Genomic DNA, 22,945 nt, shown 5'->3' with positions numbered 1-22,945 from the left:
TTACTTTTATAGGGAAACTGGGAGGTGCCTCTGTGTATAAAAGGTTGAGAAAGGAACTTCCGCTGCATGCCATGATCTTTCCCAGCTTTATTTTCGCTCTTATTTTCAGTTATTTCCCCATGGTTGGGATCGTGCTCGCCTTTCAAAAGTTTGTTCGCCTTAAAGGCAAGGGGTTAATGGGCTTCTTCCATTCCAAATGGGTGGGCTTCGATAACTTTGAATATATTTTCATGATGCCGGATACGATGCTGGCGATCCAGAACACGCTCATCATTGCCTCTATTAAAATCGTTGTCGGTCTGATTGTACCGATTACGATCGCGCTGCTGCTCAATGAAGTTCGAAACGCGTTGATTAAGCGCGGCATTCAGACGCTGATCTATCTACCTCACTTTCTGTCCTGGATTATATTGGGCGGGATATTAATAGACATTCTGTCTCCCGAGTCAGGGATTGTTAACCAAGTGATTAAGAGTCTGGGTTTTGAACCTATCTTCTTCTTGGGCAGCAACGATTGGTTCCGGCCTGTTCTGATTATTTCGGATGTTTGGAAGGAGTTCGGCTTCAGTACGATCGTCTATCTGGCGGCGATTACAAGCGTGAATCCGTCCTTATATGAAGCGGCTGTCATCGATGGCGCTACACGCTGGCAGCAAACCAGGCATATTACGGTTCCGTCCATTTTCCCGATTGTGATCCTGATGATGACGTTAAGCTTAGGCAATGTGCTTAATGCCGGATTCGATCAAATCTTCACCCTGTATAATGCGACCGTATACGAAACAGGCGATATATTAGATACGCTCGTCTATCGTACCGGTATCGTCAATGCGCAATACAGTGTTGCAACGGCGATGGGGCTGTTTAAATCCGTCGTGTCCTTACTGCTGATCAGCATCTCGTATTGGCTCGCGTACCGACTATCTAACTATCGCATATTTTAGGGGGACAAACCTATGTTTCATCGTCCGTCGTTTAAATACCGTACGTTCAGCGTATTTAATCATGTTTTTCTTATTCTGTTATCGCTCTTATGTCTGGCTCCTATGGTGCATGTACTTGCGATTTCATTCAGCACCAGCACTGCCGCGTCCGCTGGGCTAGTCAAGCTATGGCCAGTAGATGCGACGGTGGCGTCATACTCGTTTATTTTTTCGAACTCTCAGTTTGTGAAGTCATTTCTCATTTCGATAGAGCGCTGCGTGCTCGGGGTATCGATCAGTATGTTCTTTACGATCCTGCTGGCGTATCCGTTATCCAAGGAAATGAAGGATTTCCGGTTTCGGACCTTGTACGCATGGTACTTCATGTTTACGGTTCTGTTCGGCGGAGGACTTATTCCATGGTATATGACGATTAAGATGTTCTCGCTCGACAACTCGATATGGGGGTTAGTGCTGCCCGGAGCGGTTCAAGTGTTTAATGCCGTTCTCATGCTGAATTTCTTCCGCGGCTTGCCGAAGGAACTGGAGGAGTCCGCTTTCATTGACGGGGCCTCGCATTGGACGACGTTGTGGCGCATTCTGGTGCCGATTTCCATGCCTTCGATTGCGACCATCCTATTGTTTGCCTTTGTCGGTCAATGGAACTCTTGGTTTGACGGGCTGATTCTGATGAAGTCGCCAGATAAATATCCGCTTGCTACCTATTTGCAGACGATCATTATCAAGCCCGATTTCAACAAAATCAGCATGCTGCAGGCGAAGCATATGTCCGAGATTTCCGACCGTACGACGAAGGCCGCTCAAATTATCGTAGGCTCATTGCCGATCCTGCTTGTGTATCCGTTCCTGCAAAGGTTCTTCGTCAAAGGAATCGTTGTGGGAAGCGTGAAAGAGTAGCACTGGAATCACAGGAATCATCATTCATACGTTTGAGAGGACTGTTCATTAACATGCATATGGAAAAGCTGGGGCGCAAGTGGCGCATATTCGTCATTCATCATTCTCATACCGATATCGGCTATACAAGAAGACAAGAAAGAATTGAGCAATTCCATGTCGATTTCATTCGGCAAGCGCTGCAAATTACGAAACAAATTGAGCAAGGGCAGAAAGCGGAGTGGAAAGGGTTCAAGTGGACGTGCGAAACCTTCTGGGCGGTCGAGAAGTTTCTGGAGGAAGCGACCGAAGAGGAAAAGCGTGACTTCGCGGAAGCGGTTCGCAGCGGCGATATCGAGCTGTCCGGTACTTATCTGAATATGACGGAGCTCGCCGATTATGATTTACTTCAAGCTATTCATTCCAAGGCTGCTGAGTATGGAAGAAGCATTGGCCGGCACGTGGATTCGGCCATGACGGCTGACATTAATGGCTATAGCTGGGGCTATGGACAAAGCTTGCTGGATTCCGGTGTGCAGCATTTATTCTCCTGTATCCATACGCATCACGGCATGTTCGCTCTGGGAAAGAAACAGACGCCATTCTGGTGGGAGACGCCAAGCGGAGAGAAATTGCTCGTCTGGAACGGGGATCATTATTTCTTGGGTAACGAGCTGGGCATGTGTCCGGATGCGGTAGGCAGCTACATCATTCGCGATGAGTTCCATACGCCGGCGATCGTCGGCAACCACGATGAAATTATGGATGCACGAATTGACCGCTATTTAAGCTTGCTTGAACAAGAGAACTATCCGTATGATTTCGTGCCGGTAACGGTCTCGGGCCTTGCGACGGACAACGGGTCGCCGAACGGAGCGATTATGGACGTCATCAATAGATGGAATGCCCGTCACGGGGAACAGGTACAGATTCGAATGGCGACCTTAAGCGAGTTTTTCCAGCATGTGAAAAGTCAGCCGATCGATATTCCTGTCCATGCCGGGGATTGGCCGGATTGGTGGACGGATGGCGCGGGTTCGACGCCGATGCATACGCAAATCTTCAAGGATGGTCAGCGCGTGCTTCGCAAGGTGAAGCGGCTTGATCCGGAGCAGCGTATCGTAAGTCGTCGGGAACTTGATGAAATTGAGCGTCAACTCGTGATGTACGCGGAGCATACATGGGGATTCCACACCTCCGTTAACCAGCCGTGGCACTTTAATGTTCAAATGCTTGAGGTGCGTAAACTTGCTTATGCCGCGAATGGAAGCCGCCTGGCTCATTCGGCGTTGGATAAAGTGCGAAATGCGAAAGGCGGCACACTGCTTCACCCAGGCCGAGCTCTTCGTTACCGCGTCGCGAATACGGAGCTGCAGCATTCCAGGCAGCTTGTCGAAATGGAATGGGAAGGCTTCGAGAATGAAACCTTCAAGCATGGCATCGAAGTCATCGATGAAAGCACGGGACTTGTCGTTCCTCATCAGCCCGGTTATCAAAGTGTCACGGTCGAAGCTAGTCTTGCGCCAGGGGAGCAGAAGGCGTATAGGCTTCGTCCGGCCAAGGTGTCAAAGGAGAAAACAACGAATAATTACCGACTGCTTGCTACAGATAACGTTGATGACGTCGATGACATGTTTTCAAGCGGTCGAACGGAAAGAGCCGTTATCGCAAACCAGTTCTCGATCGAATCCCCATTTGTTCGCATTTGCTGGTCGGAAGAGGAAGGCATCCATTCTTGGATCAACAAGGAGACCGGTGAAGAACAGATTCGCGATGACAGCAATCATGGTGCGTTCACACCTGTATATGAAGTGACACCTGGCGTTTCGGCTCGCGGTTCGATGGGACGCAATCGGAAAGGGATGAATGTTCGCCGATCAGCCGGTCGTCTCGTGAAAGTGAAACTACTAGAAAACGGACCGATGTTCGGTTCAGTAGAGCTGCAGTTTGAGCTTCCGGGCATAAGCTATTATTCCTTGTTCCTAAAGGTGTTCGCGACCATAAACCGTGTCGATGTCGCTGTACGGCTTCATAAAGATTCCGTCTGGGAACCGGAGAATGTCTATTTCTCCTTGCCGTTTACATCCGGAGCGGGAAGCGAAGAGACGCTCTGGATTGAGAAAGCAGGCGCGCTGGTTCGTCCGTGGGTAGACCAAATCCCAGGCACTCTGCTTGATTTTACGTGCATTCAAGAAGGACTTGCTTATGTGAGTGATAAAGGCTCGCTTACGTTGGCAACGCCGGATACACCGCTTCTGCAGCTGGGCACGCTGGAGTATGGCAAACGTCTGCTGCATACGCAGCAAACGGAAGATATAAAGCCTATGCTTTACATTTGGGCGATGACGAATTACTGGGAAACGAATTTCAAAGCGACGCTAGGCGGCTTCTACGAGTTCCGCTATAGCTTGGCATGGAGCGATTCGATTACATCCGCTGCCGAAGCAATCGGGCAGTGCCATACGATGGGCGCAGGGCTGACCGCTTGGCGCATTGGAGAGGACGAGCAGGATGAACGCGATTAAGAGAGTCCACGTTATTTTCAAAACGCATTTGGATATCGGGTTTACCCATATGGCGCAGGATGTGTTCGATCGGTATATGAACAGCTTTATCCCGCAAGCGTTGGAGCTATCCGAGAAGCTCGCGCAAGAGGAAGGACCCGTGAAGTTCGTATGGACGACGGGCTCCTGGTTAATCAAGCAGTATTTGCAACATGCGTCCGAGCCCATGCGCGCTCGTATGGAGGAAGGTATTCGAGAAGGCCGCATCGTATGGCATGGCCTGCCGTTTACGACCCATACGGAAATCATGGATGAGCGTTTGTTTGAATATGGACTGTCACTTGCGCAGGAGCTGGATGAGAAGTACGGACGCAAGACGATTGCTTCCAAAATGACGGACGTTCCCGGCCATACGATCGCCATTGTCCCGATGATGGCGGAGCGAGGCATCCAATATCTGCACCTTGGCGTGAACCCTGTAAGCAAGAATCCGTCGGTTCCGAAGCTGTTCGTATGGCGCGCATCGGATGGATCCGAAATTATCGTGAATTATGCCGACGCTTACGGCAGGCCTTTCTATCTGGATGGGATGGAAGATGCGCTGTACTTCGCTCATACGGGAGACAACGATGGACCGCCATCCATCGAGGAAGTACGAGCGTTGTATGATAGGCTTCAGCATGAGTATCCCGGCGCAGATATCGTAGCGTCGACAATGGATGCGTATGCCGAGAAGCTGCAGGCCGTCAAGCATCTCTTGCCGGTCGTTACGGAGGAGATCGGAGACTCCTGGATTCACGGCATTTCCTCTGATCCGTGGAAAATCGCCCGTTACCGCGAACTGCTTCGTTTGCGCGATCAGTGGGTAAGTTCTGGCGCGCTGGATCCGCAAGGCGAAGTTTACGCTCGGTTTTGTGATGATTTAATGCTCGTTCCCGAGCATACGTGGGGCTTGAATGAATCCGTTTATCTTGTAGACTTTAGCAGCTATTCACCACCTGCCTTAGCTGCCGCGAGAGAGCGGGATGTGATCGATGACACGAAGTGGAGAAAGTTCGATTATCTCCGTCAGTTGGCGAATCCGACCCGACGCTTCAGCGAAGTGGAGCGTTCGTGGCAAGAACAGCGCGACTATTTGTCCCGGGCTATTGGCGCCCTGCCGGAAGCTTTGGCGAGAGAAGCGGCGAGCGCGCTTGAGCGGCTTGATCCTTCTTCGGAACGCCAAGCGACCGTTCATGCCGAGCCTATGCTTATCGGTAAATCCTATGAGCTTGGGGCATTCCGCGTCGCTTTCTCTTCCGAGGGTTCCATCTGCTCTTTGATTGATGAAGCAGGGAAGGTTTGGGCGGATGAAGAGCACCAGTTGGGCAGCTTCATTTATGAAACGTTCAGCAAGGAGAGCTACGACCAATATTTTAACGAATATGTAACCAACCTGCCGCTCCATCACAGCTGGGCCGAAGCGGATCTGGGCAAGCCGGGAATTGAGTTTGTTGATCCGAAGCCGACGCACAGACTGTTTAAGGCGAACGTGGAGAGGATCGAATTGGACAGAAAGCCGGCGTGCGATGTTGTTAGCGTTGAACTAAAGCTGCCGGATTACGTGTGCGAGCATCACGGAGCTCCGCAACGGTTGAACATTCTGTATACCTTTCAGCGTAATGCTCCGATTCTTGATGTCCAGTTGGATTGGCAGGGGAAACAAGCCTGCCGCCTGCCTGAAGCGAGTTGGTTTTCCTTCTCGCCGCTTGTCGACAATCCGAATTTATGGGAAATGGATAAGCTGGGACGCCGTATATCTCCGCTGTCCGTAGTCAAGAACGGCAACCGGAATATGCACGGGGTGCAGTCCGGATTATTCTATGCCGGCGCGGACGGCGCAGCGGTCATCGAAACGCTGGATACGCCCATCGTTTGTCCGGGAGCGAAGAGAATCCTGCAGTTCGACAACGGCTTCGCCCCGCTTGACGGCGGATTTCACTTTAATCTCCATAACAATGTATGGGGCACCAATTTCGTCATGTGGTTCGAGGATGATATGAAGTACCGATTCCGTCTTACGCTGAAGTCGCACGGATAAGGGATAGATACAAGCAAAGGGCGAAAATTGGTCAACCCATTTTCGCCCTTTTTTTGAGAGGAGAGAATCTATGAACGCCCAATTGAATGCGGGTTCATTGGCTTTTAGTATGGATGAAGCGGGCAGAATAACGCGCCTTGAGGACGCGCTTCATGGTACAGGGTACGAGGCTGGCCAGGGTTCTCCATTGCTTCGAATCGTAAGGGACGGAACAATCGAATGTCCATGCCGCGCTTCATATGACGATGGAGAGGGCAAACTATCGCTTTATTTCGAAGGCAGCGGCGTGTGGGTGCATGTTGCCATCCGTTCGAAGGAGCTTTATACATCATTTGAAGTTACAGAGATAAGCGAAACAAATGAAAAAGGTGAGATCGATGCTGTTATTTGGGGGCCATACGAAACGACAATTGCAGGATCGATCGGAGAATCCGTCGGGGTGGTCCATAATCATAAATTTGCAGTGGGTCTATTCTCATTAAACGCTAAAACAATAGGCGGATGGCCCTCAGAGCTGAAGCCGCTGGCATTTGCCGAAAGCCTCTATGAAGATGGAAAGTTCGAATACAACGCATGCACGGCGTGGCCGACGAAGGAAGGCAGTCTGCTGCAAGCGTACGCAAGAAATCGTGCCAAGGGCGGCATTAGACCGGTATGGGGCATCAATGATATTGAAGTTGCCCCGTTAAATCACGAGGATGCCGCAATCGTGGGATCTAAAGTCGCCTTATTCGGATGCGCTGCCGAGAACGTTCTTGAAACGATTGAGGCGGTTGAGCTGGGCGAAAATTTGCCGCATCCAACCATTGAAGGCGTGTGGGGGAAAGTGTCGCCCGCTGCGAAGCAATCGTATTTGATCACCAATTTCACCGAAGAGACGATCACGGAAGCAGTCAGATACACGAAGCAGGCGGGGCTCAAATACGTGTACCATCCTGACCCGTTCGTACAATGGGGACATTTCGTGCTAAAGCCGGAAAGCTTTCCGAACGGGGATGAAGGATTGCGAGCGAGCGTGGAAGCGGCTGAATCGGCAGGCGTGCATGTCGGTGTACATACCCTTTCGAATTTCACGACACTGAATGATCCCTACGTAACGCCGGAACCGGATGAGAGGTTGCAAACCGTGGGTAAAGCTCGTTTAATCGAAGCTGTGAGCGAAGCCGAAACCTCCGAGCTGATCATTGACAACCCCAAGCCTTTCCAAGTCAGTCTTTATCGCCAAACGGCAATCATCGGCAAAGAACTCATCGAATATGGTTCCGTATCGGAAAGTGCTCCATGGAAGCTTCTTGACGTCAGAAGGGGAGTAAACATGACAGCCGCTGCCGGGCATACAGCGGGTTCTGGAATTAGCCGCTTATGGGATCATCCGTATAATGTGTTTTTTCCGAACATCGAGCTGCAGGACGACTATAGCGAACGGATTGGCCAGCTTTTCCGTTACACGGGCTTGAAACAAATTTCCTTCGATGGCCTGGAAGGCTGCTATGCAACGGGGCAAGATGATTACGGCGTAAACCGTTTTGTTAAACGTTGCTACGACGGCTGGGATAATGAAGTGATTAACGACGCGAGCATTGTCGTTTCCAATTACTCTTGGCATGTATTTACAAGATTTAATTGGGGCGAGCCTTGGGGGGTGGCGACACGCGAAGGACAGCTGGAGTGGCGGCTAAGCAACCAGCGTTATTTCGAAAGAAACTTTATCCCTCCGATGCTGGGATGGTTTCTCATCCGCTCTGCATCGAGTCGGTTCGAGGCCACGACGCCGGAAGAGATCGAATGGGTATTGTCGAAGGCGGCCGGTTTTGATGCCGGGTTCGCGTTATCTGCCGAAATGGCAGTGCTCGGTCGGAATGGAAATATCGACCATCTGCTTGAGAGCGTAAGCAGCTGGGAGAGAGCGCGGCAGATCGGTGCATTCTCTCCGGAGCAGCGTGAGAAGCTGAAGGATCCCAAGAGCGACTGGCATCTTGAGCAGCTTGATGGGGATCGGTGGAACTTGTATGCGATCCATCTGTCTGCTCCGCTGGAATGCAGTCCGGAAGAACTGCAGCCGGGTCAGCCGGGAGGCGCGGATTGGCCGTTTTACAACAGGCATGATGAGCAGCCGTTAAGGTTCTGCATGCGCGTTCAGTCAACGTACGGTAACGAGGAAGGCTTCATAAAGCGTCCGACGATCTGCGTGAATGGCTCGTATCTGACGTTTGAAACGGAAGTGCGCGCCGGTGAATATTTGTCCTATAACGGCGAGCGCATTGGCATCATAATGGACAAAAATTGGAATGTGCTGCGTACTGTGCAGGCTTCATCAGATGCCCCGATCGTTCGCGCAGGGAGTCAGACCCTTTCGTTCAGCTGTCAATTCGAAGGAGAGCCAAAGCCTTCTATAAGTGTCAAGGTATCGACCCGGAGTGCGCCTGAAGCGGTTCATGCCGATTGGAAGAACGGCTAACGGCAACACCGGCAGGCAATGTCAAGACTGCGCTTGTTTCGGCGAGTACGAAAGACCAAACGTCAAGCCGGCATCATCAAAGGTACGGGCCATAACGTATCCGCAAGGGTTGGCTACAAGAGCAGAAGCGTCGGCGATCTTCACCATGTTTATACAGGCAATCTTGAAGTAAAGTATGCAACGATAGTGCGAAGACATAGGCCGTCCCACGGGTTTCAACCGGGGGACGGCTTATTTACTATATATCCATACGTTTTTTTCATGGTCGACTATCATCGGAATCCACTCCGTTAGCGGGTTCCATGTCGTTATGGGGATGAAATATCCAATAGATTCCTTTCATTCCGCAACAATACCTTCACGTATTGCGAACATCGGTCTAACAGACCGCGAGTAATATGAATCTTGCTTTATCCGTTGAAACAAGATCAAGAGAGACATAAGGATGAATAAAGCGAGATAGGAAGAGAAGACAAAACCCGGGAAGGAAGTTTATTCAATCTCATGTGGAAGAAATGGCTTAATACTGGAATTGCTGCAACACTACTATTTGGCATGCTGCCATACGGCAAATCGTTTGCCGCATTGGAAGGAAACGCCGGTACATCGACCGAAGCACCGGCTTTTACGTACGAGAACGGGACGACCGGCAAGGACGTAAATGCCGGTGATAAGTATTACTACGTCCAGAACGACGAAGCTATCGCGGTCATTTCCAACAAAGTCGGGAATAACAATGCACAAGGCTCTTTCAAGAAAGGCTGGCCCGTCGATTTCGTTTCCAAGGATCCGAAAGCCAACATGAAAGAAACGCTCGACTGGGCGGAGCTCGTTCTCAGTCCGACGATGAACAACAAATATGCCCAAACGGGCTTGCAGCTGGATTTAAGCAATATCTCGGTCGACGGCGACTCTATCGTAGCGTCGGGTCAGTGGGATAGTAATGCGAAAATCAAAAGTGCAGTGAAATACGAATTGCTCCCGGACGCACCGGTAATGAAAATGACGCTGACGCTGAACAACACGGACACGAAGGATTTCGCGGGTTATTTCCTTTATTCGCTTGATCCCGACGTGCCGGGTGCGCAGGTTTCCTATGCGCCGGGGATAGGCTGGTATCCGGGTCTGCGGACCTCCGGTTGGAGCGAAAACTATATTTATGACGGTACAGATACCTCCTCGGGCGAGCCGGCTCATGCCATTGCATGGCTGGACAACCAGCCGACGGGCATTCACGGTAACGATATTTATTTTGGCGCTTGGTTTGACGCCAGCGTGAAAGCAGGAGAGAGTAGGCAGATCTCTTGGTACCACATTACGGAAATTCCGTCCGAGCGCGGTAACGCGTACGATAATTTCTCGGCATACGCCAAGGAGTTATCCGTACTCGATCCCGCTGTGCCCGACTACAGCAAGGTCAGCGGCACGATGACGGACACGACGACGGGCAACGGCATTAAAGGCGTGACGCTTGTCGCTAAGAACATCAACGCGCAAGTGGCAGGTACCGTGACAACGGATTCCGCGGGTAAGTATGAATTATATCTACCGGCTAATACGTATACGCTGACGGCCTCAAGACCGGGCTACGAAGCGAAGTCCAGCTCTGTGGAAATCACGTCCGATTCGACGATACAATATCCGATGGACTATGCGATGAAGCCTATATCCGTCAGCGCGGGAACCGGTGTTCACCTTCTCGGGTCGATGTCTGAAGGTTCCATGGATGACATCGTCTTGCAGAACTCGAAGGTTGCCATGGCGATTGCGAAGACGACCGTCGACTCTCAGTTGAAAAACTCGGTCGGCCGTCCGTTGGATTTTACCGTGCAGGGCATGGAGGATGATCTGGACTGGATAAATCTTCCGTACCTGCGGAAGGGCGCCATGCCAACTACTAACCCGTGGGACGTCGAGACGGTCACGTCGACGAGCGTAGACGTGGGCAGCGTCACGCCGGATGAAGCGTCCGTCAAGGTGAAGGGCACGTACTCCGAGGTGCCGGGCATTGAGGTGGAGACGACCTATTCCGTCAAAGCGGGTAAACAATGGATCGATGCCGAGACCGTGTTCAAGAACACGACCGATACGGACCTGACGGCTTTTGCCGGTGATGCGCTCGATCATGATGGACCGGGCACGATCTCGTATGTGCCGGGCGTTGGTCAATTGCCTACGCTGGACACCTATACGCCGTCCTCTCCTTGGTTCGCTCAATACGGCACGTCCGGACAGGAATACGGTATTATTTATGACAGCAGCTTCAGCGGCTTCACAGTCTTCGGTAATAACACCTACGTCATAAGCGAGAAGCAAATCACGGTTCCGGCCGGCGGTGAGTTCCGCATGCTGCGCCATCTCGTAGCGGTAGGGACGGAAGGGCTCGTGGACAAGAGCACAGCGATGAACAACGTCTACGACGATCTGATCAGCGAGCAGACGGGCATTCGCATGGACCTTGCCACAGATAAGAACAATCTGGAGACAGGCGATACGTTCAAAGCGACGCTGACGGTGACGAATGAATCGGAGCAGTCGGTGTCCGGCCTTGCCGTTAACCTGAAGCTGCCGGCGAACCTCACGACTACGGACGTGCTGGCGCAGCCGATCCCGGACATCCCGGCGCATGGCGCTCAGTCCGTATCGTGGAACCTGAGCGCAAGCAGCGGTGGGCACGGCAACCTGGAAGTCGACATCGACAAGGACGGCGCGGCGTATACCGTCAAGACCGAGCAGGTTTTCGTGAATGGTCCCGGCTGGTATGCCGGTGACAACCACACGCACAGCCGATACAGCGACGGCAGCGGTTCAATCAATGACAACGCAACGGTCGCACGCAACAAAGGATTGGACTTCCTGACGGCAACGGATCATAACTCCATTAAGCAGAAGGACGATGTTCTGAAGGAGAACCGTCCCGACTTCGTTGAACTGCTCGGCGAAGAAGTGACAACAGGCACCGGGCACTCGCTCGCGTACGACATCTCGAGTCTCATTAACTGGGCGCAGCCTGCGCAAAGTTATATCGACGAGACGCGCGCCAACAACGATGGCCAAGGGATGCATTTCATCGCGCATCCATACTATCCGGGTTTGGAATGGGAAGACTGGAGCGTCAAGAACTACAACGGCATCGAGGTTTGGAACGGTTTCTATCCGCCGAAGCATACGGTTAACGCCCAGGCGTTCGCCAAGTGGGATGAATTGAACAAGCAAGGCAGGCATATCATCGGACTCGCGAACTCCGATGCCCATAACCCGGGCAAGGTCGGCGATCCGCATATCAAAGCGTATATGGACAAGCTGTCCAAGGAAGACGTCTACAAGGCGATTCGCTCGGGCATGCTGTACGGCACGAATGGCGATATTGACTTGGCAATCACCGTGAACGGCAAACCGATCGGTTCCGATGTAACGGTCGATCCGGCCGGCGGCGAGGCGACGATCACGCTGAGCGGATCTGCTCCGGGCGGTTTGACGACCGCTCGCTTGATCAAGAACGGAACGGTAGTGCAAGAGTTTAAATCCCTAACCGGTACTAGCTGGACGCAAACCGTTCAGGATAACGCTGTGCCCGGTGACTTCTACCGGATGGAGCTCGAAGGCACCGGCGGCAAATTCGCGTTCTCGAACCCGATCTGGGTGACGGATGGCGTGAATGTACCGCAAAGCATGAGCTTTGAACAGCCGAATCCGAAGCTGCTCGAGAGCCAAACGGCCGTGCTTGGCGTGACCGGTACTTACATCGACAAGTCGACTCGTGCATTGTCCGCCACGGGCAAGTTGGCTTTCACAAGCAGCGACGCGAGTACTGTCGCGGTCGACAATAGCGGCAACCTGATTGCCGTGAAGCCGGGACAAGCAGTCGTGACCGTTTCCTTCGGCAACCTGCAAATCCTTACAACGGTCACCGTCGAGGCGAATCAAGCGCCGGTCGGCCAAGCAGGCTCGTATACGACGACAGTGGGGCATCCGGTGGACGGCGTGCTTGCCGCTGCTGACGCGAATGGCGACCAGTTGACGTACCAAATTGCAACGCAAGGTACGAAAGGCGTCGCAACCGTAACGAACCCGGCGACTGGCGCATTCACGTATGTGACTAACGAAGGCGCGCAGCCGGGAACGGATAGCTTCACGTTCACAGCAAGCGACGGCAAACTGACGTCGGCTGAGACGACGGTGACGATTACGATTAACGAAGAAGCGCCTACGAATACCGCACCTGTGGCGGCGGATGGCAGCTTCGAGACGAACCAGGACGTAGCGCTGACGGATGCAGCCCTGTCCGCGGCTGATGCGGACGAAGGCGACACATTGACGTACACTATCGTCACAAACGGCGAAAAGGGCTCGGCCGTCATTGCCGACCCGGCGACAGGAAGTTTCACGTATACGCCGCAAGCCGGTGTATCGGGCACTGACCATTTCACGTTTAAAGTTAACGATGGTCACATGGACTCGAACACGGCCACGGTGACCATTACGATCAAGCCGGGCAACCATTTGCCGGTCGCGGATAACATCTCGGTCAATACGACGACAGGCGTCGCCATCGACGTCACACTTAAAGGTACGGACGCGGACGGAGATCCGTTGACTTACGCGATCGTTGATAATGGAACCAAAGGCAATGCTGTCATTGCGGATCCTGCTGTCGGCAAAGCGGTCTATACCCCGTCGGCTGACGTTCAGACGGAGTCAACGGATACATTCACGTATCAAGTCAGTGACGGTAAGGGTACTTCCACGACTGCGACGGTTACGGTCTCCATCAAGCCGCCAGGTCCAGGACACCCTAGCGAACCAACGTCACCGACAACTCCGCAGCAGCCGAGCAAGCCGGAAGAGCCGGCCAAACCGCCTGTAGAACCGCCGGTGACAAGCGATCCTGCTCCTTCGAAGCCGGTCGACCAGATCTTCGGCGACGTTAAGGAAAGCTGGGCGAAGGGCTTCATTCAACAAGCTGTCGACAGCGGTCTGATTAATGGTTTCCCGGACGGCTCATTTAAGCCAAACCAAGCAATTACGCGGGTCGAGTTCCTGGCCGTCCTCGTCAGGGCGATGGGCTATGGGGATGCCGGCGCGGAGCTGCCGTTCAAGGATTTGGCGAATGCCCCGGGTTGGATGACAGACACTGTAGGCAAGGCGATTAAAGCCGGTGTCGTAACCGGCTACAACGACAATACGTTCCGTCCTAACCAGCCGCTAAGCCGGGCTGAGATGATCGCTTTGCTCGCGAGAGCGATGGGGTTGGTTGCTGACGGCACGACGTCGACATTCGCCGATGCCTCTTCGATTCCGACTTGGGCGCGCAGCCTAGCGGAGCAGTTAAAGCAGCAAGGCATCATCGAAGGTCGCGGCGACGGTAATTTCGTGCCGGATGCGATCTCGACGCGGGCTGAGGCCGTCAAGGTCATCATGTCCGCCCTGCAAGTGATCAAATAATAGCATTCATCGGTCCGGGAATACGGAATACTCCGTATTCCCGGCTGTTTCTTAGCCGGAAGGAGTATGTTATCGTGGGGAATTTTTTGCAATACTTGACCATGGGCATCGAACATATTTTATCGGGGTACGATCACCTGCTGTTTCTATGCGGACTGATTATCGCGAGAATGTCGAAGCTCGATATTTTGAAGGTGCTGACTGCCTTTACGGTGGGGCACTGCATGACGCTCGCTTTGTCCTCGCTGGAGCTCGTCAGTCTGCCGCCGTCGATCATCGAGCCGCTCATAGCGCTGTCGATTGTATACATCACCATTGAGAACCTGTTCCTCAAAAAATTGAACCACCGCTGGATCGTAACGCTCTTCTTCGGTTTGATTCACGGCTTCGGCTTCTCGGAGATTTTGCGCGGAACGCTGTCGGACGAATTCGTGGTGCCGCTCTTTTCATTCAATCTCGGCGTCGAGGTCGGTCAAATCATGGTTCTGGCTGCCGTACTGCCGTTGATCTGGGCGTTTAAGCAGACGAAACTGGACGAGCGAATTCTCGTATCCGGGGGATCCGCGGTAGTGGCATGCTTCGGGCTGTATTGGTTTGTCGAGCGCATGACGCAGCAATTTCTTTAATTGGCGGGGAGAGTCTATGAACGTAATGAAGATCAAGAGATACATGGCAGGCCTCCTGCTTGGGGCCGCTTTGCTTGCCGCTTGGCCGATCGCGGCATCGGCGCATTTCGAGCCGGTCGGTTATTCGGACGTTGCAGTCGAAGGCGCTACGGTCGAGTACGCGTTGTATATGGATCCCTATCAGCTTATGGAATTCGTTGATTTGGATCTCAATTCGGACGGTTACGTGGACGAAGCGGAAGTCAAAACCCAGGCGGAAGCATTGAAGGCGTTTATGGGAACCGGTCTGCAGCTTTCAAGCGGCGGAGCCACGGCGGAACCCGTAATTGGGGAAATTCAATTGACGGAGAAGGGCAAGCTGCCGATGGTACGAGCCGATTTGCTGTTTACGTTCGCGGAGTCGGTCGAGAATCTCGATATCGAGTACGCATTCTTTCAAAAGGAAGGCTTTGTCCACCATCTCAACATGGCTCATATTCAGTTAGCGGGAGAGACAAAGGACGTTGTGTTTACGAAAGCCGCTTCTTCATTTATCTGGAACCACGGCAAAGCTGCTGCGCATCGATGGTCGGCTGTGCCGTCGCAAACCATGGTCAAGTTTGGCGGACTAGCCGGTCTATCGCTGCTCTTGGCGCTCTGCGCGGCGCTGTGGAAGCGCCGCAGGACGCTGAAGAAAGCGTAGGCGTGCTGGACAGCCGGAGAAGCAGGGACTATCACGTCAGATTAGCTTTATCTTGTGAATGAAAAGCAAAAACAATCCGCGCTTTGCGCGGATTGTTTTTATTTTATTATGTTCTTAAGGAGTGATTTTCCGCTGGGAGAACGGAGAGTTTTTTACTCGAATTGCAACACGATCCGGAGCAAGTCCTGAATCATTTGGCGAAGCTCGTCCGAGCTCTTGGCAACCGTTTTAAAGCCGCGTAATGCGCTTACTACCAGATGCGCCAATCTCGCAGGAGTGATACCACCTGCTGTAATAACGTTCTTCTCCAGCAAGGCAGCAAGGATTGTTTCTAATTTTCCATAGCTTGTGTCAAGCGCCGGCCGGGCGAACTGATAAGAGCTGTCCGTTATTTCCTTATGTTCCGGCGAACGCAGCGAATCGTCGAAGTTACGGATCGTCCATACATCAATGGCGTATAAAACCTGTTGCTCCTCCGTTTTATAGGCAGACAACCCTTCCTGGATCTCCTCTATGAGAATGTCGCCGTGGTAAACAATCGCAGCGTTGAACATTTCCTCCTTGTTTTTGAAGTATAGATAGAGACCTGCGCGCGAAATGCCCGCAGCCTCCGCAATTTCGTTCATCGATACCCGCTTATAACCGTACTTAAAGAACACCTCTAACGCCGTCGCAACAATATGCAGCTTCTTTTTGTCGTCCATATTTCCATTTTATACACTTTACACGATTTGTCCAATTGTATATTATAGACACATAGACGTTTTATGATTTTTGTCTAATACGATTTCAAAAGGAGCAATTACCATATGATGACTGAACAAAAACCGTTACATTCGGGATTCGGGCCCGATACGACCGCTCATGAGGTGCTGGCTGGACATGACCTCAGTGGAAAAGTCGCAATCGTTACAGGTGGCCATAGTGGCATCGGTTTGGAAACAACGCGTGCACTTGCAGGCGCAGGCGCCACTGTCATCGTCGGTGCTCGTGATGTTAATAAAGCACATGAAGTTCTTGCTCCTCTTAAGAATGTCGAGGTCATCAAGCTCGATCTTGCGAATCCCTCTTCGATTGACGCGTTCAACGCGGTATTCCGTAGTTCCGATCGTGCGCTCGATCTTCTAATTCTGAACGCCGGTGTTTGCTTCCCTGCAATGACTCATGACGACCGTGGTTTCGATACCCATTTCGCGACGAATTCGCTTGGACATTTTCAACTAACTGCGGGTTTATGGGAATCGCTGAAGCAGTCCGGGAATGCTCGGGTTGTCTCCTATTCGTCCATTGGCCATATGTCTGGACCCATCGATTTCGACGATTTGCATTTCACCATGAGGCCGTACAACAAGTTTGTCTCCTACGGCGAATCAAAGATCGCGTGCTCGTTGTTTGCTATAGAGCTGGATAAACGAGGCCGCGAGCACGGAGTTCGTGCATTTGCGGTTCATCCCGGCGCCATCCTGTCGGGTTTATCCCGAAACATGAGCAACGAGGAGTTGGCTGCTTGGGGTGTGAGACGGAACGAAGACGGCACTTATACATCCTCCGGAGGCTTCAAAACCGCCGAGCAAGGCGCCGCCACAGCCATTTGGTGCGCAGTCAGTCCGATGCTGAATGATAAAGGCGGCGTCTATTGCGAAGATGGCGATATCGCAGAGATTGTATCCGCAGACAGCCAACTTCATCGCGGAGTCCGTCCATGGGCCATTGATCCGGCGTCGGCCGAGAAGCTTTGGACAATCAGCGAAGAACTCCTGCACATTCCGCACGGGACGATTCCTGCGAGTCGTGATTGATTAACTAATTATTCTATAACTTAGGAAGACGGAAGGGATACAGAAAGACCCGATCATATTCGATCGGGTCTCGGGCATGTCTTCGGCACTGCAGAAAATGTACATGATTCCGTGCGACAACCGCATCCATTGGATGCGGTTGTTTGGCAGGTTCGTTACTCCGTTTCATCGGGCGAAATCCGTTTCGGTTGACCGGGCAAACGATTCGCCTGCTTTAACGCCTCGCGAATGACGAATTCCAGATGCCCGTTCACGCTGCGGAATTCATCGTTGGCCCATTGCTCAAGCGCGCGGTAGATGACGGGATCGAGTCGAAGCAGAAAAGCTTTCTTATCGGTTGAGATAAGTCATCACACCTTACGTATACAGCGTGCCCGCGTTAATGACCGGGGTCGCGCCTTTATCGGATACGATCGCCACCATAAGATTGTTTGTCATCGCGGCACGGCGCTCGCTGTCAAGGGTGATGCCTTTCTCCTCCAAGCGGCGCAAAGCCATCTCGACCATGCCGACGGCACCTTCCACGATGAGATGACGAGCGGCTACAATTGCGGAAGCTTGCTGACGCTGCAGCATGGCGCTGGCGATTTCTTGGGCGTAAGCCAAGTGCGTAAGACGGGTTTCCAAAATTTGAACACCGGCAATGGCCAAACGATTCTGCAAATCGGCCATCAATTCATTTGCGACCTCATCCGCGTTACCCCGCAAGGAGTGCTTATCGGTATCCGCGAAGTTATCGTACGGATATTGGGCGGCGATATGGCGGACAGCCGTCTCGCTCTGAATCTCTACAAACTTCTCATACTGGTCAACTTCAAAGGAGGCTTTAGCCGTATCGACGACCTTAAAGACGACAACAGCCGCGATTTCCACCGGATTCCCTTCCGCGTCGTTTACTTTAAGCTGTTGGCTGTTGAAATTGCGTACCTTCAGCGACACGTTTCGTTGGGCGGCGAAGGGCATCACCATCCAAAAACCGCTGTCCAGCACGGTGCCGACATATTTTCCGAAGAAGGTAATGACTTTGCCTTGATTCGGCTGCACGATAACCAGGGAACTTAGTCCAATGAGAAATATCAGCGTGAGTACCACGGAACAGGAGATAAGAAGCCAGTTAGGTGATTCACCTACTCCCGTGACTAAACAAACAATGATGCCTGCCAGCAGTACGGCAAGGATCAGCAGTGCAACAAACCCATTTACGTACCAAGCTTTCCTTTCGATCATCAGGGGACACCTCATGCTTTCTTAGATAGTATGTTGATATTTATATGATATCACATCTAGTAGTAATTTACATTTTTTCGTGAAGAAAGTTTCATTTATTTTGCAGGCCGTAAAGTTCTAACGAATCGTAGGCGCAAGCGACCAAAGCCTGTTGGGAAATTTATCAAGTAAATCTAGGCTTTGTCCGCATGGTTGTTGTATCATGAATTGAGGTGACTAATCAGGAATGGTAATCAAATCGATTCAGACCAATTATCATAGCTACCTGAGCGGGATCAAGGGCGACATAGACCCGATCATCAAAACAATGCGTAATCAAAATGGGGAACGATGGCGAGGCAAGGCTTGGAAAGGGCCGGTGAAAACGGTTAGCGGCTATTTCAAGCAGGCTAAGCTGCTCAAAGGGATCTCCTGGACGACGTTGCCCATAATCGGACCTATTGCAGCGGGAGTTACAGCGGGGAACTACGCGCAGTGGCCGCTCTGGATCGGTATTTTCGCAGCTTTGGCGCTAATGATCATCATCTATTATTTGCTCGTCCAAGCCTATATCCATAAAATGGCCGCAATCGGACAGCCTGAGTTTCATGTGGAAGCCTTCAAGGCTAAACGTCCGCGCGAGTACGAACAGGTATGGGCTCCCTTTGTGAAGAAGGACGACTTTACCTTCGAAGGCTTATATAATCTCGTTAATGCCGTATTCAGCCAGCATGACCAAGATCCCTCCAGCGTCGCTTACGTTGTGGCCTACTCGCAAAGCCAGCATGATTTTATGCAAACCAGCATTGCTGAGCTGAAGACTACCATTACCGAGCAGGAAGCGGCAATCGCTACACTGCAGGATGAATTGGTAGAGTCGGATAGTGCGGTCTACACGTTAACCAAGGTTCTAAAGGCCATCACGGAGAATCAATATCGATATGTGAATGACGCGCTCGCCTTTACCGATTTGGATTTCATATCCGGCTTCTCTTTATACCGGCAGGAAGGAAATACCCTTAAACTAATGATGGACAAGGGAACCACGGGAAAGAAAAGGGACCTTGATTTGGGTAGCGATCAAGATTTTGCAGCTGTAGCAGCGGCTAAGGATATGATGGGACAAGCCTACTCCAATAATCCGTATCCGGGGAGACATGTTGTTGCCTTTCGCATGGACATGCTGGAGGAGGAGACGTGGGTGTGGTGCTTTCACTTCGATGATGACGATGAGCGTGCCTTGTCTCTGATTTTGGATAATGATATCATAGAGTCAAGACAGATTCGCAGAGTGATTCACGCTTTCTGTCTGACGATCCAGAAACGAATGCTTTCTCAGAAGGAGGTTGACTTGGATGCCGGAGCACAGTAATGCGTCTGATTTTGCCAGTACGATTCGAGTGGTGAAGGATGTTTCCCAACAATCGATTATTCAGAAACGCCGAGAACAGCGTGAGCAGCTGCTGAAGCGGATTGGTCAACTCACTTCCACGACAGAGCAAACCATCGAACGTCTATATCAATTAACGCGATAATATGGAAGCCTTTTGGTAGAAGCCAAGAGGCTTTTTCTGTTTAATAGATCGAATTCCGGGCAACACTGACTACTATTCTCTCAAGAAGGGTGAATAGTATGAGTAAGAAGAAGATTGTTCCGTTTCGTCCGAAGCCCGTTCCCGTCAAAGACCGAACGCAAGAAGAGATATTAGACAATCGGCGTTCTCGCAGAGAGGCCATGCTGGAGAAGTTCAACCGCAAAACGAAATAGCCATCTCTAAATAAAGCCGCCAATGCGGCGAACATTCAAAGTCCTGATGGTCCTTAGCGGATTATCAGGACTTTGTTATTTGATGATGATCATGCAGGTCAGAACGTCTGAACCGGAGCAGCATCAATAATCTGGAAAATAAGTTATTGTCCTTCCATGCCCGACATAGACGATGAATACACCTATGGGTATAATGAGAAGTAATCCGTGAATGCGTTTACATCGTGAGATTGCCTATGAATGCGTGCAAACTTCCTTATAAAGGAATGGTGGTACTTTGACCCGTATATGGCTGCGAAAGATGATCTGGTCTTACCTTCCGATATTCTTCATCATGTTCTCCTTCCTCTTCTTCGTATTCTTCCAGACGCTCGTCGAGCAAAACAACCGGAATACCAAAGAATCCAGTAAAGTGTTCGCGGGGCAGCTGCTCCAAACCGTCGATGTCAGCTTGAAAACGCTGGACACGATGATGATTCGCGAGCTGGTATCCAGCAAGCTGCTGAATGATTTCTTCCTCGAGAAGGGCAGCGACAACGTATTTCTGAACTATCAGGTCGTGAATCGGATGCTGCAATTACAGCAGGAAATGTCGATCATCGACTCCTATTATTTGGTCCGCTATAAGGACGGCATCGTCTTCAGCGGGATGACAACCAAGCTGAACGAATTTGAAGACAACGCCTTTATTCGCAGCCAGCGGTACAGCAAGGAGAGTAATTCCTCTTCGTGGAGCGCGATTCGTCCCTATCGCGAGCTGGTCGCCCAGAAGCCCAAGAATGTGATCAGCCTCGTGCATAAGGTCTCCGTCGGACCCGGCGCCGACGGGCTCGTAGTCGTGAATGTCAGCGCGGCATCCCTTCGGAATATCATCAAAGAGATGTACGATCCGCAGCAAGCGTTCGTTCAGCTGTACGATCGCGAAGGCAAGCCGCTGTTCAAGCAGGGGGAGGCGTCTGAAACCGGGAAGGTGCTCGCAAGCCTGGCATCGCCGTATTCCGGCTGGACGGTGGAGAGCGGCATCGTGAACGGCAAAATGGTGTCCGTGATGTCGAATCTCTCCAGCATCTGGCTCGTGCTGGGATTGATTATTTTTCTGGCGGGCGGCGTCTCGATTGTGTACATCACGCGCAAGAATTATAAGCCGATCGAAGAGCTCGTCTTCCGCATTCAGGATCAATTCGGATCGGGGAAGCCGACGCTGGGAAGGCTCGCGGTGGATGAGTTTACGTTCATCGAGACGGCGATCAACAACTTTGCCGAGCAGACGAAGCTGTTTCGCAAAGAAGCCGAAGCCTCGGCTGCCCGGAAGCAGAATGCGATCTTCAGGGAGCTGCTGCAGTTTGAGAGCGGCGCTCAGGCGGCAGCCGATGACTTGTCGGCACTTCCGCAGCATGATAAGCAGCGGGTATTCGTCATTGAGATTGATCATCCGGAGCAAGTGTTCAATCAGTATAAAAGCCGCGACCAATCCCTATTCAAATTCGTCATCAGCAGCGCGGCCCATGAATTGTTCACGCAGCACGATATTCCGATCTGGCTGGAGTGGACCACCCCGCTGCAAATGACAGGCATTCTATTCATGCCGGACACCTCCTACGACAAGGCAGATTCGATCTGCGAGCACATTACCGCGTGGATTCATCAGCATCTGGCTTTCTCGGTGACAATCGGACTGGGGGAGGCGGCTGCCGAAGGGGCGGGCGCTTCCAACAAACAAGCCTTGGAGGCGCTGACGTTCAAAGCCGCGCTGGGCCACAACCGGGTCATCCATTATAGCGAGTCGCAGCAGGGCCCTTCGGCGAAAGCAACCAACAAACATCTGCAGGCGATCCATCGGTTAATTCAGCAATTTCGCCTTCATGAAGAGAACTGGAGAGAGAGCTTCGACGCCATGTTCAGCGGTATGCGAAGCTGCTGTCTGCCCAAGAGCGAGATCAACGAGCTGTGCCGTTATTTTGTCGCCCATATGGATCTGCAGCTCTCTCAAGCTTCCAAGGATTATTACGAGGTATGGATGTCCGAGGCTGCGGTATCCTTACGCCAAATCATTGACGATTTCGAAACGCTTGATGAGCTTCAAAGCCTGTTTAGTGTGACTTTGCAATCCTTTGCCGATAAAATGGGGCGCATGTACAGCGGTCGTCTGCATCACCAGCTCCTGCAGAACATTCGAGGCTATATTGGACAACATTACGCGAATCCGGAACTGTCGCTCGAATATCTCGGAGATAAATTCGGCATCAGTGCCAAATATATCAGCCAGCTCTTTAAAGAAGAGTTCGGCGAGAACTTCCTGGATTACTTATCTCAGCTGCGTATCGCCGAAGCGAAGAAGCGGCTGCTTGAGGAGCGAGATTCCATCCAGGAAGTCGGCGAGCATGTCGGCTACTTGAATGCGGCGACGTTCCGGCGCGTTTTTCGCAAAGTGGAAGGCATATCGCCGGTTGATTTCCGTAAGCGCCATGCGATGTAAATCATAGAGGCTGTCCGCGAGCAGAAGCATTGCTCATGGGCGGCCTCTATTGTCGTTCACAAGCGGAAATCGGAAAGTTGA

16 protein-coding genes are annotated in these 22,945 nt (G+C 51.8%); 14 read left to right on the top strand and 2 right to left on the bottom strand.

What is annotated here, in order from left to right; genetic code table 11:
- The first annotated feature begins 71 nt into the window (after positions 1-71).
- The 9 genes from BM412_RS18935 (at position 72) to BM412_RS18900 (ending at position 15,615) form a co-directional block, all read left to right on the top strand.
- Positions 72-944: an ABC transporter permease gene (locus tag BM412_RS18935; protein ID WP_091222931.1), complete on the top strand. Its 873-nt coding sequence runs from the start codon at positions 72-74 to the stop codon at positions 942-944.
- 12 nt (positions 945-956) lie between these two features.
- On the top strand, positions 957-1,841 hold the full coding sequence (locus tag BM412_RS18930; protein WP_091221767.1) for a carbohydrate ABC transporter permease: 885 nt from the start codon (positions 957-959) through the stop codon (positions 1,839-1,841).
- 59 nt (positions 1,842-1,900) lie between these two features.
- Positions 1,901-4,345 (top strand): glycoside hydrolase family 38 N-terminal domain-containing protein, encoded by a 2,445-nt coding sequence (locus BM412_RS18925; protein WP_256256445.1) that lies wholly within the window; start codon positions 1,901-1,903, stop codon positions 4,343-4,345.
- Positions 4,332-6,404 carry a DUF5054 domain-containing protein gene (locus tag BM412_RS18920; RefSeq protein ID WP_091221762.1) on the top strand — a complete coding sequence of 691 codons (2,073 nt, stop codon included), beginning with the start codon at positions 4,332-4,334 and terminating at the stop codon, positions 6,402-6,404. The genes BM412_RS18925 and BM412_RS18920 overlap by 14 nt, the downstream gene beginning before the upstream one ends.
- Positions 6,405-6,474: 70 nt before the next feature.
- A complete protein-coding gene (locus BM412_RS18915) occupies positions 6,475-8,862 on the top strand; it encodes a hypothetical protein (RefSeq protein ID WP_091221759.1) in 2,388 nt (795 codons plus the stop codon).
- Entirely contained in the window at positions 8,840-9,034 is a 195-nt protein-coding gene (locus BM412_RS31905) for a hypothetical protein (RefSeq protein WP_143111655.1), read from the top strand. The genes BM412_RS18915 and BM412_RS31905 overlap by 23 nt, the downstream gene beginning before the upstream one ends.
- Before the next feature lie 332 nt (positions 9,035-9,366).
- On the top strand, positions 9,367-14,307 hold the full coding sequence (locus BM412_RS18910) for a CehA/McbA family metallohydrolase (RefSeq protein WP_091221757.1): 4,941 nt from the start codon (positions 9,367-9,369) through the stop codon (positions 14,305-14,307).
- A 74-nt stretch (positions 14,308-14,381) separates the two neighbouring features.
- Complete coding sequence (locus tag BM412_RS18905; protein WP_091221754.1) at positions 14,382-14,933, top strand: HupE/UreJ family protein; 552 nt, start codon at positions 14,382-14,384, stop codon at positions 14,931-14,933.
- A 25-nt stretch (positions 14,934-14,958) separates the two neighbouring features.
- Positions 14,959-15,615, top strand: coding sequence for a hypothetical protein (locus BM412_RS18900; protein ID WP_143111654.1), 657 nt, complete (start codon positions 14,959-14,961; stop codon positions 15,613-15,615).
- 152 nt (positions 15,616-15,767) lie between these two features.
- Here BM412_RS18900 and BM412_RS18895 read toward each other — a convergent pair whose 3' ends face one another.
- A complete protein-coding gene (locus tag BM412_RS18895; RefSeq protein WP_091221749.1) occupies positions 15,768-16,319 on the bottom strand; it encodes a TetR/AcrR family transcriptional regulator in 552 nt (183 codons plus the stop codon).
- 105 nt (positions 16,320-16,424) lie between these two features.
- Between BM412_RS18895 and BM412_RS18890 the strand changes: the two genes are divergently transcribed.
- Positions 16,425-17,414 (top strand): SDR family NAD(P)-dependent oxidoreductase, encoded by a 990-nt coding sequence (locus tag BM412_RS18890; protein WP_091221746.1) that lies wholly within the window; start codon positions 16,425-16,427, stop codon positions 17,412-17,414.
- Positions 17,415-17,771: 357 nt separating this feature from the next.
- On the opposite strand, the gene BM412_RS18880 is transcribed toward BM412_RS18890, so the two are convergent.
- Complete coding sequence (locus tag BM412_RS18880) at positions 17,772-18,641, bottom strand: SPFH domain-containing protein (RefSeq protein WP_091221741.1); 870 nt, start codon at positions 18,639-18,641, stop codon at positions 17,772-17,774.
- Positions 18,642-18,867: 226 nt separating this feature from the next.
- Here BM412_RS18880 and BM412_RS18875 point away from each other — a divergent pair, with 226 nt between their 5' ends.
- From BM412_RS18875 to BM412_RS18865, 4 genes are all read left to right on the top strand, one after another.
- Positions 18,868-19,992 carry a hypothetical protein gene (locus BM412_RS18875; RefSeq protein ID WP_091221738.1) on the top strand — a complete coding sequence of 375 codons (1,125 nt, stop codon included), beginning with the start codon at positions 18,868-18,870 and terminating at the stop codon, positions 19,990-19,992.
- Entirely contained in the window at positions 19,976-20,155 is a 180-nt protein-coding gene (locus BM412_RS18870; RefSeq protein WP_091221736.1) for a hypothetical protein, read from the top strand. The genes BM412_RS18875 and BM412_RS18870 overlap by 17 nt, the downstream gene beginning before the upstream one ends.
- Positions 20,156-20,253: 98 nt before the next feature.
- Positions 20,254-20,388 (top strand): hypothetical protein, encoded by a 135-nt coding sequence (locus tag BM412_RS32555; RefSeq protein ID WP_256256444.1) that lies wholly within the window; start codon positions 20,254-20,256, stop codon positions 20,386-20,388.
- A gap of 301 nt (positions 20,389-20,689) precedes the next feature.
- Positions 20,690-22,864 carry a helix-turn-helix domain-containing protein gene (locus BM412_RS18865; protein WP_091221733.1) on the top strand — a complete coding sequence of 725 codons (2,175 nt, stop codon included), beginning with the start codon at positions 20,690-20,692 and terminating at the stop codon, positions 22,862-22,864.
- Positions 22,865-22,945 lie beyond the last annotated feature (81 nt).

Source organism: Paenibacillus sp. BC26 (genome assembly GCF_900116125.1).
In the GTDB taxonomy this organism is placed as follows: domain Bacteria; phylum Bacillota; class Bacilli; order Paenibacillales; family Paenibacillaceae; genus Paenibacillus_Z; species Paenibacillus_Z lignilyticus.
Note: the sequence above shows the minus strand (reverse complement) of the source record. Positions and strands in the feature narration are given on the sequence as shown.